At 48.6% G+C, this 13,680-nt stretch carries 13 protein-coding genes; all 13 read right to left on the bottom strand.

The window, feature by feature from the left end; translation table 11 throughout:
- Window positions 1–4: 4 nt before the first annotated feature.
- The 13 genes from CWI70_RS03340 to uppS all read right to left on the bottom strand — a co-directional run bounded on the left by CWI70_RS03340 (window position 5) and on the right by uppS (window position 13,673).
- The gene (locus CWI70_RS03340; protein WP_126770550.1) at window positions 5–985 is read right to left on the bottom strand and encodes an NAD(P)H-quinone oxidoreductase; all 981 of its coding nucleotides are present in this window, start codon (window positions 983–985) and stop codon (window positions 5–7) included.
- 24 nt (window positions 986–1,009) lie between these two features.
- Complete coding sequence (locus tag CWI70_RS03345; RefSeq protein WP_126770552.1) at window positions 1,010–1,837, bottom strand: pirin family protein; 828 nt, start codon at window positions 1,835–1,837, stop codon at window positions 1,010–1,012.
- The gene (locus CWI70_RS03350; protein WP_126770554.1) at window positions 1,834–2,799 is read right to left on the bottom strand and encodes a glutathione S-transferase family protein; all 966 of its coding nucleotides are present in this window, start codon (window positions 2,797–2,799) and stop codon (window positions 1,834–1,836) included. The genes CWI70_RS03345 and CWI70_RS03350 overlap by 4 nt, the downstream gene beginning before the upstream one ends.
- 66 nt (window positions 2,800–2,865) lie before the next feature.
- A complete protein-coding gene (lpxB, locus tag CWI70_RS03355) occupies window positions 2,866–4,044 on the bottom strand; it encodes a lipid-A-disaccharide synthase (protein WP_126770556.1) in 1,179 nt (392 codons plus the stop codon).
- 25 nt (window positions 4,045–4,069) lie between these two features.
- Window positions 4,070–4,834 (bottom strand): acyl-ACP--UDP-N-acetylglucosamine O-acyltransferase, encoded by a 765-nt coding sequence (gene lpxA / locus CWI70_RS03360; RefSeq protein ID WP_126770558.1) that lies wholly within the window; start codon window positions 4,832–4,834, stop codon window positions 4,070–4,072.
- Complete coding sequence (fabZ, locus tag CWI70_RS03365) at window positions 4,835–5,290, bottom strand: 3-hydroxyacyl-ACP dehydratase FabZ (protein WP_126770560.1); 456 nt, start codon at window positions 5,288–5,290, stop codon at window positions 4,835–4,837. It abuts the gene before it with no gap.
- 50 nt (window positions 5,291–5,340) lie between these two features.
- The gene (gene lpxD / locus CWI70_RS03370) at window positions 5,341–6,360 is read right to left on the bottom strand and encodes a UDP-3-O-(3-hydroxymyristoyl)glucosamine N-acyltransferase (protein WP_126770562.1); all 1,020 of its coding nucleotides are present in this window, start codon (window positions 6,358–6,360) and stop codon (window positions 5,341–5,343) included.
- Window positions 6,361–6,365: 5 nt separating this feature from the next.
- On the bottom strand, window positions 6,366–6,869 hold the full coding sequence (locus CWI70_RS03375; protein WP_157980856.1) for an OmpH/Skp family outer membrane protein: 504 nt from the start codon (window positions 6,867–6,869) through the stop codon (window positions 6,366–6,368).
- 56 nt (window positions 6,870–6,925) lie between these two features.
- The gene (bamA, locus tag CWI70_RS03380) at window positions 6,926–9,433 is read right to left on the bottom strand and encodes an outer membrane protein assembly factor BamA (RefSeq protein WP_126770566.1); all 2,508 of its coding nucleotides are present in this window, start codon (window positions 9,431–9,433) and stop codon (window positions 6,926–6,928) included.
- A 35-nt stretch (window positions 9,434–9,468) separates the two neighbouring features.
- The gene (gene rseP, locus CWI70_RS03385) at window positions 9,469–10,824 is read right to left on the bottom strand and encodes a sigma E protease regulator RseP (RefSeq protein ID WP_126770568.1); all 1,356 of its coding nucleotides are present in this window, start codon (window positions 10,822–10,824) and stop codon (window positions 9,469–9,471) included.
- A complete protein-coding gene (ispC, locus tag CWI70_RS03390) occupies window positions 10,818–12,038 on the bottom strand; it encodes a 1-deoxy-D-xylulose-5-phosphate reductoisomerase (RefSeq protein ID WP_126770570.1) in 1,221 nt (406 codons plus the stop codon). The genes rseP and ispC overlap by 7 nt, the downstream gene beginning before the upstream one ends.
- Window positions 12,035–12,898, bottom strand: coding sequence for a phosphatidate cytidylyltransferase (locus tag CWI70_RS03395; protein ID WP_126770572.1), 864 nt, complete (start codon window positions 12,896–12,898; stop codon window positions 12,035–12,037). Before CWI70_RS03395 ends, ispC begins: the two co-directional genes overlap by 4 nt.
- A 1-nt stretch (window position 12,899) precedes the next feature.
- Window positions 12,900–13,673 (bottom strand): polyprenyl diphosphate synthase, encoded by a 774-nt coding sequence (uppS, locus tag CWI70_RS03400; RefSeq protein ID WP_126770574.1) that lies wholly within the window; start codon window positions 13,671–13,673, stop codon window positions 12,900–12,902.
- Window positions 13,674–13,680: the final 7 nt, after the last annotated feature.

The raw sequence follows: 13,680 nt of genomic DNA on the forward strand, positions 1-13,680 counted from the left end.
TTGATTAACTCTTCTCCCAAGCAAGAACCAACTTTCCTTGTGTTTCGTTGCGGCGCATTTGCGTTAACGCTTGCTTCATTTCGCTCAGCGGATAAACTTTCTCGATCATCACTTGGCAGCGCCCGCTAGCCAGCAGCGGCCAAACATGCTGTTCCAACGCACGCATAATCTTCGCCTTCACTGGCAACGGTTGATTGCGTAGCGTACTGCCTTGAATCCGTTGACGCTTCATCAATAGACGGCCAGCATCAATGGTAGCCTCACGCCCTCCCATCAAGCCGAGAACAACGATACGGCCATCTTGCAACAAGACCTGCTGGTCTTGTGCTAAATAGTCTCCAGCAACGGGGTCAATAATAACGTCTGCCCCACCCCAGTTCTTCACCGCCTCAACAAAGCTTCCTTGCCGCCGATTCCAGCCTGCTTCCGCACCTAGCTGTTGGCAAAATGCGATCTTCTCGTCCGTACCCGCGGTGACAAAAACCGGATTATGGTTGTGCTTCGCAAGTTGCAGCGCTGCTAAACTGACGCTACTTGCGCCGGCATGAAGTAATAAACGTTCATGCGGTTGTATACCGGCAACTTCATAAAGATTAAACCAGGCGGTGGCAAACGCCTCACAAAGTGCGGCGCCTTGCGCAGCGGAGATCCCGCGAGGCAGTTTTGCCACTTGTTGCTCACTCACCACCACATGATCGGCGTAGCCTCCAGCAGCGAGCAAAGCACATACCTCATCACCAGGCTGCAAACGACTCACGGCTGGACCAACAGCGATGACCTTGCCACTTGCTTCTAGCCCTAAAATCTCAGAAGCACCAGGCGGAGGCGGATAATGTCCAGCGAGTTGCATTAAGTCCGCACGGTTCATACCACTGTGTGAAATCGCAATAACCACTTCGTCTGTGGTTGGCGCTGCATAGTTAAATTGCACGCGTTGCGGCTCACCATCTTGCGCTCGAAATCCTACCGCTGTATGTGTACTCATTAAAAGCTGCCCTTGTAAAGATGATCAATTGGCGACAAGGCGGCCACGTTGATAATCGTTGATGGCTTGCTCAATCTCGGCCTGCGTATTCATCACAAATGGGCCATATTGCGCAATCGGTTCACCAATAGGTTCGGCCGCCAATAACAGCATGCCAGCCTCGCCATGTGAGCGCAATGCAAGCTCGGCGTCGGGCGCCAAGCGCACCAATTCACCGCGTTGTAGTAGTGTGCCATTTAGCTCCACCTCGCCCTGATACACATAGGCCAAACGCGTTTGTTGACTGATTTTCCCTTGCTGCCAGAGTGTTGCATCCGAAAACTTTAAATCATACATCTGAAATTGTTGTTCCGTCTGCTGGATCGGCCCTTCGTGTTCCTGAAAATGACCTGCGATGACCCTTAAAGTAAGGCCCTCAAGCGCTACTTCTGGAATTTTCGTCGCCGGATAATCCGCCCATTGCGCAGCACTCATTTTCTCTTTTGCAGGCAAGTTAAGCCAAAGTTGGAAGCCCCACATTAGCCCTTCTTCTTGCTTTGGCATCTCTGCATGAATGATGCCCCGTGCGGCTTTCATCCACTGCGCACCGCCACTTTCAACCACCCCAGTGTTACCTTCTGAATCTTTGTGCTCCATGCGCCCCGCCAACATATAGGTAAGCGTCACAAAACCACGATGTGGATGCGGCGGAAAGCCCGCAATATAGTCGTTCGGATCATCAGAGCGGAACTCATCCAACATTAAAAATGGATCTTGGTAACGCAGGCTCGGTTGATTAATGATGCGTGTAAGCTTAACTCCAGCACCATCTTGTGCTGGCATTCCACGATGTCGACTTAGAATAGCAGTCATAGTACTTTTCCTCGCTGATGCGGCGCGGCAAAGTCAAGCGCTGGCCCGCGTGGCACAATTTGTGTCGGATTTATCATCGTATGACTTGCATAGTAATGTTTCTTTATATGATCCATCACCACGGTCTCAGCGACGCCTGGCACTTGATACAAAGCGCGAACATAGTCCCAAAGCGCAGGGTAATCGACGATTCTGCGTTGATTCGTTTTAAAGTGCCCATGATAGACCGCGTCAAATCGCACAAGTGTTGTAAATAGCCGCCAATCCGCTTCAGTAACTTCGTCACCGGCAAGAAAGCGCTGCTGCTGCAAACGTTTCTCAAGCTTATCCAATGTTGCAAATAATGCATCGAAGGCTTCTTCATACGCCTCTTGCTGCGTGGCAAAACCGCACTTATAAACGCCATTATTCACATTGTCGTAAACTTCGTCATTGATGGTATCGATAGCGTCACGGAGTGGCTGCGGATAGAAGTCCAGTTGATTCCCCGTAATAGCATTAAAGGCATCATTGAACATACGAATAATGTCTGCGGATTCATTGCTCACGATGGTTTGCTTTTGTTTATCCCACAACACCGGGACGGTGACTCGGCCACTGTAATTGGGATCTGCTTTCAGATATAACTGATAGAGGAACTCTAAGTCATAAAGCGGATCATGTAAGGCTTGTTGCTGGTCAGAAGCAAATTCCCACCCATTTTCGAGCATCAGTGGCTCAACCGCTGACACACTGATGTGTTCTTCAAGTCCTTTTAACTTGCGGAAAATAAGGGTGCGATGCGCCCAAGGACACGCATAAGATACGTACAGATGATAGCGCCCACTTTGTGCGGGAAATTCAGCATCCGGAGCGTCACTGAGCCAGTTTCTAAATTGCGCAGCACTGCGCTCAAAACGGCCACCATGCTTGTCAGTGTCATACCATTTATCGTGCCACTTGCCATCGACTAATAATCCCATGTTCACCTCAACGTCTGTGAAAGATAACCTAAGTATAATCTTAAACAAATCGATTGATGAGTGCGTTTATACGGGCTTATCTTTCGATAAAATAGAATGATTAACGGAAGCGAGTTCAAGTGCCACGCTTGCACTCAGCACGTCGGCATCGCGCTGTAAGTTTCGGTGAAGTTCACTGAAGCGCTCGATGAGTGCGCCATCATTGGCTTCCGCGAGTTGCTTTTCGAGTGCAGCAACCAAGGCTTCTGGGGTGACTTGCTCTTGCACCAGTTCTGGAACTAACGCTTCGTCGGCAAGTAGATTCGGTAAACTAAAAAATTTCGCCTTGAACATGCGCTTGATCAATTGATAACTCAACCAATTAAAACGATAGGCAACAGCCATCGGCCGCTTTATCAACATTGCTTCTAACGTAACTGTGCCCGAGGTCAACAGCAAGGCATCAGCAGCAGCCATGGCCGTGCGCGATTGTCCATCAATTAAGGTTAACGGTAAGTTAGGCGCCAATTGTTGTTGTAAGGCACGGAACTGCTCTGCACGGGCATTAGAAATCATCGGACTGATAAATTTTGCCTGCGGGTGCCGTTCGTGGAACTTTTCCGCAGCGGCTAAAAAGACCGGTCCCAACCGAGCGATCTCCCCGCTCCGACTGCCCGGCAATAGTGCCACTACAAAGTTATCGGTTAAGCCCAGCTCAGTCCTTGCGTCAGCCTTCTCCCAGTGCATCGGGATAACATCTGCTAACGGATGTCCTACGAATGTAGCGGGTAAGCCATGTTGGTCGTAAAAGTCTTTCTCGAAGGGCAATAGGCATAACACATGATCGACACTTTCCTTAATACCTTTAATGCGCCCTTGCCGCCACGCCCAAACACTTGGACTAACATAATGCAGTGTAGGTATTCCGTGCGCCTTCAAACGCTTGGCAATTGGTAAGTTAAAGTCTGGGGCATCAATCCCAATAAAAACTGCTGGTCGCTGTTTGAGCAAGGTTGCGACAATTTGTTTACGATGGCGCAGCAAGGTCGGCAAGCGGCCTACGACCTCAGCAATTCCCATGACCGCGAGGTCTTCCATGGGGACCAAACTGGTTAAGCCCTCGGCGGTCATCAACGGCCCGCCAACCCCAATAAACGTGACGTCTTGATGACGCTCTTTGAGTGCACGCATCAATCCAGCACCGAGCAAGTCACCAGAGTGCTCACCGGCTAATAAAGCAACAGTCAAAGGCTGTGATGCGTGCATAGTAGCTATGTCGTTAGATAGGTTATCAGCGGATAATACCGCGTGAGCTGTTCTGTACAAACTGAATCAATTCATTCAGCTCTGGCGCCTGCCACGTTTCTATTTCAGCGACGGCTTCTTCAACGGTTAAGCCCTTCCGGTAAAGCGTTTTAAAGGCCCGTTTTATATGTATAATCGCTTCTTTACTAAAACCACGACGTTTCAGACCTTCGCTATTAATCGTGCGCGGTACGGCATTATGACCCTGCGCCATAATATAAGGTGGGACGTCTTGAACGACCACGGAATTAACAGCCGTAAACGCATGTGCGCCGATATGGCAAAACTGATGTACGCCGGTAAACCCACCGAGAATCGCCCAATCACCAACATGCACATGACCCGCTAAGGTCGTATTATTCGCAAGAATTACATTATCGCCGACCATACAGTCATGGGCAACATGCACATAGGCCATCAACAAGTTGTTGCTGCCAATTTTGGTCAGGCTCTGATCTTGAATGGTGCCACGATGAATCGTCACGCACTCGCGAATAATATTATGATCGCCAATTTCGAGTCGCGTCGGCTCACCATGGTATTTCTTGTCTTGGCAGTCTTCCCCTACCGAAGCAAACTGGTAAATCTTATTGCCTTTACCTAAGACTGTTGGGCCTTTAACCACAACATGTGGGCCAAGCCAACAATCATCGCCAATGACTACATCAGGCCCAACAATACTGTAAGGCCCAATTTCAACGTTATTCCCGATGACCGCCTTGTCATCAATGATCGCTGTAGGATGAATCACTTAAGTTTCTCTTCTTGCGCAAATAATATCGGCACTGCAAGCGAGCTCGCCAGCAACTTCGGCACGTCCTTTAAAAACCCAAATCCCGCGACGTTCCTTCTCAAAACTGACATGCAGATCAAGTTGGTCGCCTGGGATAACTTGGCGTTTAAAGCGAGCATTATCAATGCCTGCAAACAAGTATAGGTCATTCGCTCCAGGCTTGCTTTCGGTAATCTTAAAGCCTAACAGACCGGCCGCTTGGGCCAGTGCTTCAAGAATTAAAACACCGGGGAAGATGGGATTCCCAGGAAAGTGGCCATTAAATAAATTCTCATTGATACTGATATTCTTAACCGCATGAATGTGTTTTTCCGCATCGCAGCTAACAACTTTATCCACCAATAAAAATGGATAACGATGTGGTAGTAAACGCATAATTTCGTGAATATCAAAAGCGGAGTCAGATGCTGACAAAATTCAATCTCCGTAGCTAGTGCGGCCGCAAGCTACGGCCGCCGAAGTGCTTAATCGCTAAGTTTTTTTTCAATCTTCTTCACACGTTGGAAAAGATCATCGAGCTGCCGATAACGTGCACCATTTCGACGCCATTCGCGATGTGGCGCTGCAGGAATACCTGAGGCATAAACACCAGGTTCACTAATGGCTTTGATGACCATTGAAAAGCCACTGATCTGTACATCATCACAGATTTCGATGTGTCCGTTGATCGCCGTCGCACCACCTATTAAACAACGCTTACCAATGCGACAACTGCCCGCTAGCACGGTACAACCCGCTATAGCGGTATCTTCGTCAATAAAGACGTTGTGAGCAATTTGACATTGATTGTCAATAATACAGCCACTAGAAATGATTGTGTCGTCTAGTGCGCCACGATCAACCGTGGTATTCGCGCCAATCTCAACGCGGTCGTGAATCACCACGCGGCCAAGCTGTGGAATCTTAATCCACTTGCCGTGTTCGTTGGCCCAACCGAAACCATCTGCGCCGATAACCGCACCGCTGTGCAACAAGCAATCACTGCCAATCACGCAGTTATGATAGATCACCACCTGCTGCCAAAGTTTGGTATTTGCGCCAATTTTCACACCAGGACCAATGTAACATCCTGCGCCAATTTGCACGTTGTCACCAAGCTCGGCGTTATCACTGACGATCGCAAAGGCTCCAATGGATACATTCTCGCCTATGCTGGCAGAATCAGCTACTTTCGCAGCCTTGTCGATCCCTGATGCTGCCACCGGCGTCGTATCAAGCTGTTGCGCAACTTTCGCGAAACCGGCGTAGGGATTTTTTGTCACCAACGCAGCAATGCCTTCGGGTAATTCAACATTGGGTGCGACAATGACAGCACTGGCTTGCGTCGTCTCCAGTTGAGTTCGGTATTTTTCATTGGCCAAAAACGCAATTTGCCCCGACGTGGCCGAGGCAAGCGTTGCAACGCCAGTGATGGTTTGTTCACCATCACCGACAACTTGGGCATCAATGACTGACGCCAACTGTTGCAATGTCATGGTTTGCATTCGACTTAGTTTCCACCTGTCATTTTTGCAACCACTTCGTCAGTCAAATTCAAACTGTCACCAGCATACAAAACTGACTGGCTGTTAAGGACCAGATCGAAGCCCTCAGCTTGAGCAACTTGTTGTGATGCTTGGAAAACTTCACGCATGAGTTTGTTGCGTTCTTCATTACCACGACGCTCGTTATCTTCTTGGAAGGCACGTGCTTTCATTTGGTATTGAGTTTCCAACATTTCCATTTCACGCTGCAAATCGCGGCGCTCAGTTGGCGACATAATTTGTGCGTCACGCTCTGCTTTCTCGCTCAAAGCCTGCATTTCACCGCGCATTTTCTCAAGTTCGCTAATACGTCCAGCGAACTCTTCTTGCAAACGGTTTGATAGTTCTTGTACCTGCGGTAACTGTTGCAACACAGTTTGCATGTCTACAAAACCAACTTTCTGTTGAGCTTCGGCCGCAGAGGCGAACATTGAGGTAGCAAGTACTGCTGCCGCTACTGTTGTTTTCATTAATGCTTTCACGTAACTACTCCTGTTATTCATAAATTCAGGCACGAGTATTTATTTTAGAATGTCGTACCAAAGTTGAAACTAAAGGTTTTGGCTCTATCACCCTCATAATCCTTGATTGGACGACCAAAGGCAAATGTCAGAGGTCCCATTGGTGAGAGCCACTGCACCGCAATACCGGCCGAAGCACGGTAAAGATCCGGCGAACTAAAGTCTTCTAGACGATAGTTAAGGTTGCCCACCTGTTGTAATTGGCGATACTCGTCATACTGGAACTCAGTATCCCAAACACTGCCGACATCAAGATAAATACTTGTGCGCACAGAGTTTTTATTTTCATCTTTTACCAACGGCGTCGGAATAATAAGTTCGATTCCGCCTGCATACATGGCGTTACCACCGACTGAATACTGGCTAACCGCAACGGTGTCAGCTCCTGGTCCTACTGGTAAATCCGTAGGGGTACCACCAAAACCTGGAGGACCTAAAATACTATCAGGATAGCGATATACAGCGCGTGGACCGATAGTATTCGGTTCGAAACCACGAAGATCGTCGTTACCGCCGATACGGAAGTTCTCATAAAACGGGAAGATGTAATCATTGCCGTTATCATCGGTGCCATAACCGTTGCCGTAACCGACATTTAAGCGGGTCAACAACACAAAGCTATGGTCGTCGGTAAGTGGCCAGTAATGTTTGAAATCGTAATTTACACGGAAGTAACGTACATCACTGCCCGGCACTGTAATTTCAGCATTAACTCGGTTCATTGTACCTGCGGTCGGGAACGTACCTCGGTTCAACGTAACGCGACTCCAACCCGCTTCTAATGACAACATATCAAACGCAACGCCAGAGTTTGGATCTTGCGCATCAATGTAGGGCTGATAGAAACGTTTAACCTGCTCGTAACCTTCTACATTGGTGACTTCTTCACGACGCAACATCGTACCGAAGTTAACGCTGCTCACTTCACTGATTGGAAAGCTCAGACTCGAGCCAATACCAATCCGCTTGGTATTGTAGCGGATGAGGTTCTCTTGCTGACCGGCATCAAACTCACTCATAAAGACCTGCCCAGACAGGTTAACACCGTCTGTTGTAAAGTAGCGATCCATATAAGACAAACTTAAAGTTCGATTAAAGCGATTAGTGTTGATGTTAATCGCTGCGCGGTTACCGGTGCCAAGAAAGTTATCTTGTGAAACACCTACACCGATTTGCAATTTCGAATAGTCACCATAGCCCAACATGAAGTTGAAAGAACCTGACGGCTGTTCTTTTACTAGGTATTCGATATCGACCAGATCATCACGACCATTTACCCGCGTGGTTGAATTTTCCACGGTTTCAAAGAAGCCAAGACGTTCAAGGCGTAACTTACCTTGCTCGACCATTTCGTCATTTAACGGCGCCCCTTCGAACTGACGCATTTCACGCCGCAAAACCTCATCTTCAGTTACCGTGTTACCGCGGAACTTGATGCGGTTCACGTAAACGCGTTTACCAGGATTTATCGAGAAGATTAAATCAACTTCTTTGTTCTCTTCATCGATTTCAGGAATTGCACGTACTTCTGGGTAAGCATAACCGTAGCGACCATATAATTTGGCGACAATTTCTTCGATATAGGTGACTTGCGCAGCGCTGTACTGCGTACCCGAATCGATTTTAGTTAACCGCTCAACCACGTCACGCTGACCACGGAGGTCACCGATAACACGCGTTTCATTGACGGTAAAAATATCACCTTCGTTGATGTGAATCGAAATATACACACCCGAACGATCTGGGGTCATACTGACCTGCACAGACTCAATCGCAAAGGTTAGATAACCGCGGTCTTTGTAAAACGATTCGAGTGTCTCTAAGTCACCACTTAATTGTTGCTTCTGATACGTACGAGCACCGAGGAAGTTCCACCACGGTAATTTATCTTTCAGTTCAAAGTTAGCAAGCAACTCTTCGTCGCTAAAAACTGAATTCCCGACGATGTTAATTTGTTGAATTTCAGCCGAATCGCCCTCTTCGAATTCAATTTCGAGACGCACACGATTACGTGGCAAGCGAATGATATTTACCTCGACTTGCGCATTATACTTACCGATCGAGTGATAAAAGTCTTCAAGACCGGTTTCAATGCTAGCAATGGTAGTTAAATCGAGCGGCTCACCTTCAATGATTCCTTGATCGGTTAAGCTTTGAACAAGCTGCTCGTCCTTGATATCACTATTGCCATCAAACTCGATTGCACTAATCGTAGGTCGCTCAGTAACCTCAAAAATCAAGGTATCGCCGACACGACGTACCACGATGTTATTAAAGTGCGTAGAGGAATAAAGTGAGCGAATTGAGGTTTGGATATTTTCGCTATCAATGCTATCGCCGACACGAATCGGTATGTACGTTAAAGCGGCGCCAAGCGCAACACGTTGTAAACCACGTACACGAATATCTTCAACAACAAATTCTTCCGCGCCATCGGCGCCTGTTTCAGCGCTGTAGGCTGGTAATGCAGCACCCGCCATAAGGGCACTTAAAAATAGCTTTTTCAACGTCATTCTGTGCTACTTATTTGTTTATTGTAAATGTAATCTCACTTAAACAATCGCAACAAGTCATTACTAATTGCTATTGCCATCAGTGCGAATATCAGTGCACCACCAATGCGGTAACTAATCTCTTGAACACGCTCTGAAACCGCTTTTTTGCGCACTCCTTCAATCCCCAGAAAGAGTAAATGCCCGCCATCTAACATGGGCAATGGTAACAGATTAATGATACCGAGATTAACACTGATGAGCGCGAGAAACCCTAAAAAGTAAACCAATCCATAGCTTGCTGAAACCCCTGCTCCCTCGGCTATCGCCACTGGTCCGCTGAGGTTGGTCACCGAAACCGTACCGGTGAGCAGCTTACCTATCATTTGTACGCTCAAAACCATAAGGTTCCACGTACGTTCTGCACCTTTTGTTAGGCTATCGACTATACCGTATTGCTGTACGAATCGATAGGCCTCTGGGTAGCTATCTCGTGCAGGCTCTACCCCTAAATAACCATACGTCCTGCCTTCGAACTCACGTTGTCCCATCGTCACTGGCACTTCGACTTCTGTACCATTGCGGACGATGGTAAGTACGACTTGCGCACCGGGCGCCGCCATAATCGCGTCTCGTATTTGAGACCATTCGTTAAAGAGAGTTCCATCCACCGCCAAAATTTTGTCACCAACTTGCAATCCAGCTTGCGCAGCGGGTGAATTTTCTTGGACAAACGCCAACTCGGTATAGACTGCAGGTTGAAATGGCTGAAAACCTAATGCACTGAAGGTCGGGATCTGTTCATCACCCAAGCGCCAGTTACTAATATCCAACTCAAACGTACGTTCGCGCTGACGCTCATCAACGACCGTAATCGTTGCACGTTCATTACCCAAAGCAGCAGCAAAGCCCAAGTTAACTTGCTGCCAGTCCTCGGTGCGACGACCGTTCACGCTGACGATCTCGCTGGGTGTTGGTAAATCGACTTGCGCCGCCACTGAATTAGGTGTCACTGCACCAACAACTGGTTTGACCGAGGGCACGCCGATTAAGAACATGCCCCAAAGCACCACGATAGCGAGTAAAAAGTTGGCCACTGGACCAGCGGCGACGATAGCTGCACGCTGGGTAACCGTTTTACTATTAAAGCTTAAGTGCCGCTCGTCTTGTGCGACATCATCTACCCGTTCGTCAAGCATCCGGACATAGCCGCCCAGTGGGATGCGGCTTACTTGATAGCAGGTACCGTCCTTACCTTGGCGTTGCCATAGCGCTTTACCAAAGCCAACGGAGAACGTTAATACCTTCACGCCACATTTGCGCGCCACCCAAAAATGACCAAACTCGTGAAAGGTGACCAATACCCCTAAGGTGACAACAAATGCGCCTAATGACCAAAGAATGTCTAGCATGAATAATTCATCTCAATTAAATTCGTTGCGTTCGCCCGCGCCTGTCCATCAACAGACAAAACCGCCTCTAAAGAGTTCACATCGTGCCCTGCGTGAGTTGTTTCAAGCTGTTTCACTACCGCTGCACAAACTTCCGCAATAGCGGTAAATCGCAAAGAACCATTCAAAAAGTGCGCAACCGCAACCTCATTTGCTGCATTCAATGCTGTGGTTGCCCACTGCCCCTGCCAACAAGCCTTAATCGCTAAAGCAAGACAAGGATAACGTTCAGCGTCAGCACTAGCGAAGGTCAGGTTTTGTAAAGCCATAAAATCGAGCGGCTCGACACCACTAGCAATACGTTCTGGAAAGCTTAAACAGTGCGCGATCGGCGTGCGCATATCAGGCCGCCCCATTTGCGCCAGTACCGAGCCATCCGCATAGCTCACCATCGAATGAATTACGCTTTGCGGGTGTAACACAACGTCCAATTGTGCGGCGGTGCAATTAAATAGCCAGCGGGCTTCAATATACTCCAAGCCTTTATTCATCATCGTTGCTGAATCAACGGAAATCTTTTGGCCCATATCCCAATTTGGGTGGGCGCACGCCGCCGCAGGTGATTGTTCGGTAAGTTCAGCAAGGGGCAACTCACGAAATGGGCCGCCAGAGCCGGTGAGAATAATTTTATCAATGCCCGCAGCGGCAAGGTCGCAGCTACCTAACTGCTGGGCTTCGCGCGGTAAACATTGAAAAATAGCATTATGCTCACTATCGACGGGTAAAATTTGCGCGCCACTCGTCAATGCTGCGTCCATAAACAATTGGCCAGACATGACCAATGCCTCTTTATTCGCCAACAGGACGCGTTTGCCTGCTTGCACCGCGGCAAGTGTCGGAGCTAACCCAGCACCACCAACAATCGCCGCCATGACGGTGTCATTTGCTTCGTTACTTGCAGCCTCTTGCAACGGGCCAAGACCACTCCGAACCTCAATCTTCGCTGTGGAAGGCTGACTGCTCAGCACCTGCGCTAGTTCTGCGGCGGCCTCTGGGCAAACCATGATGGCTTGCCGTGGGCGAAACTCGCTACACAGCGCCACCATCTGTTTGACGTTGGTATTCGCAGTAAGTACATCAATCTGAAAACGCTCAGGGTGTTCACGGACTACCGCAAGTGTATTTAACCCTATTGAACCTGTGGCACCGAGAATACAAAGACGATGCTGACTCATAACAACAACCACACATAAGCCAACGTAAAGACAGGAAGTGCCGCAGTTAAACTATCGATACGATCCAACAAACCACCATGACCAGGCAGCAAAGCACCGCTGTCCTTGACGCCAGCACAACGCTTAAACATGCTTTCGGTTAAGTCGCCAAAGACCGACACGACAACGGTGAGTAAACCGGTGAAATAAAAGCCACTGTATTGCTCAGCTGGAACTTGCATCCATTGCGCCACCACCATCATCACCACAAAAGCCAAGGCGATGCCACCAAGTAAGCCTTCCATCGTTTTGCCTGGACTCACCGCAGGCATAAGCTTATTTCGCCCATAGCGCACGCCAGCAAAGTACGCGCCGACATCTGCAGCCCAGACCAACAGCAAGATAAACAACAAAACAAAACCGCCAAACAGTGGTTCGGCACTATAATTCAGTGAACGCACCGCAAACAGCCCTGCTGCCGCTGGTACAAGTGTCAGATAGCCGAAAACACCAACGATCGAACGCGTCCGCGACCATAGCCGTCGACTATTCGGATAATTGAGAACTAGCAACGTCGCGATGACCCACCAAACGGCGCCCGCGACAAGGATCCAGAAATACAGCGGATGTAATGCTTTATCCTGCCAGATTTCGGTAACCGGGAAAAACCACTGTAAAGCAATCAATAAACCACCGACCGACGCGGTATAAAGTGCACGGCTACCAGCGCGACGTAACCCCATTATCGGGGACCACTCCCATGCGGCGCCTAACATGACTACGGTGATAACTGCGGCAAACCATTCCAGCGCCAAAGCGAAGACACAGTAAAGCGCCAAGGGCAGTAAAATAAGTGCTGTTATTAGACGTTGTTTTAACACGTTACTCCCCAGAAGTTACGTCAGTGTCGAGGATGGCTTGGCGCACTTGCTCGCTGGTCAGGCCGAAACGTCTTTCTCGGCAACTGAAGTCAGCAATAGCTTGTGCAAATGCCTGATCATCAAAGTCAGGCCAAAGTACATCCGCGAAATAAAATTCTGCATAAGCCAGTTGCCACAGCAAAAAGTTGCTGATGCGATGCTCACCACCAGTGCGAATGAGCAGATCAGGAACTGGCTGATCAGCCAAGGTCAACTGCTCTGCCAGTTTCTCCTCGCTGATTGCGTTAACGTTAAGCTTACCTTCTTGTACACTTTTCGCCAACTGCCTCGCTGCCTCGGTAATGTCCCACCGACCACCATAATTGGCAGCAATATTGAGTGTTAATGAGGTATTTTGCGCGGTCAGCGCTTCGGCTTCTTTAATGCGGTGTTGTAGTTTTTCGGAAAAACCTTGAGTATCGCCAATAATCTTCAGTTTTACGTTGTGTTTATGGAGTTTTTTGACTTCACGCTTGAGTACGGTAAAGAACAATTCCATTAACACCGAAACTTCTTCTTCTGGGCGTTTCCAGTTCTCACTACTGAAGGCGAATAGCGTAAGTGATTGAATCCCCTTTTTCCGGGCAAAAGCCACAGCACGCCGCACCGACTCTGCGCCCGCTTTGTGACCAAAAGTACGATGTTTACCGCGTAACTGCGCCCAGCGTCCATTGCCGTCCATAATAATGGCGACATGCTTGGGTAACCTTAATTGTTCAACCGAGATACTATCCATCAACGCT

It is taken from the genome of Pseudidiomarina homiensis, assembly GCF_003987225.1.
Classification (GTDB): domain Bacteria; phylum Pseudomonadota; class Gammaproteobacteria; order Enterobacterales; family Alteromonadaceae; genus Pseudidiomarina; species Pseudidiomarina homiensis.

Excerpts from the sequence above, each read along its gene's own strand:
- CWI70_RS03340 (WP_126770550.1), bottom strand. The coding sequence starts at position 985 with ATGAGTACACATACAGCGGTAGGATTTCGAGCGCAAGATGGTGAGCCG.
- CWI70_RS03345 (WP_126770552.1), bottom strand. The coding sequence starts at position 1,837 with ATGACTGCTATTCTAAGTCGACATCGTGGAATGCCAGCACAAGATGGT.
- CWI70_RS03350 (WP_126770554.1), bottom strand. The coding sequence starts at position 2,799 with ATGGGATTATTAGTCGATGGCAAGTGGCACGATAAATGGTATGACACT.
- lpxB (WP_126770556.1), bottom strand. The coding sequence starts at position 4,044 with ATGCACGCATCACAGCCTTTGACTGTTGCTTTATTAGCCGGTGAGCAC.
- lpxD (WP_126770562.1), bottom strand. The coding sequence starts at position 6,360 with ATGCAAACCATGACATTGCAACAGTTGGCGTCAGTCATTGATGCCCAA.
- CWI70_RS03375 (WP_157980856.1), bottom strand. The coding sequence starts at position 6,869 with ATGAAAACAACAGTAGCGGCAGCAGTACTTGCTACCTCAATGTTCGCC.
- bamA (WP_126770566.1), bottom strand. The coding sequence starts at position 9,433 with ATGACGTTGAAAAAGCTATTTTTAAGTGCCCTTATGGCGGGTGCTGCA.
- rseP (WP_126770568.1), bottom strand. The coding sequence starts at position 10,824 with ATGCTAGACATTCTTTGGTCATTAGGCGCATTTGTTGTCACCTTAGGG.
- ispC (WP_126770570.1), bottom strand. The coding sequence starts at position 12,038 with ATGAGTCAGCATCGTCTTTGTATTCTCGGTGCCACAGGTTCAATAGGG.
- uppS (WP_126770574.1), bottom strand. The coding sequence starts at position 13,673 with ATGGATAGTATCTCGGTTGAACAATTAAGGTTACCCAAGCATGTCGCC.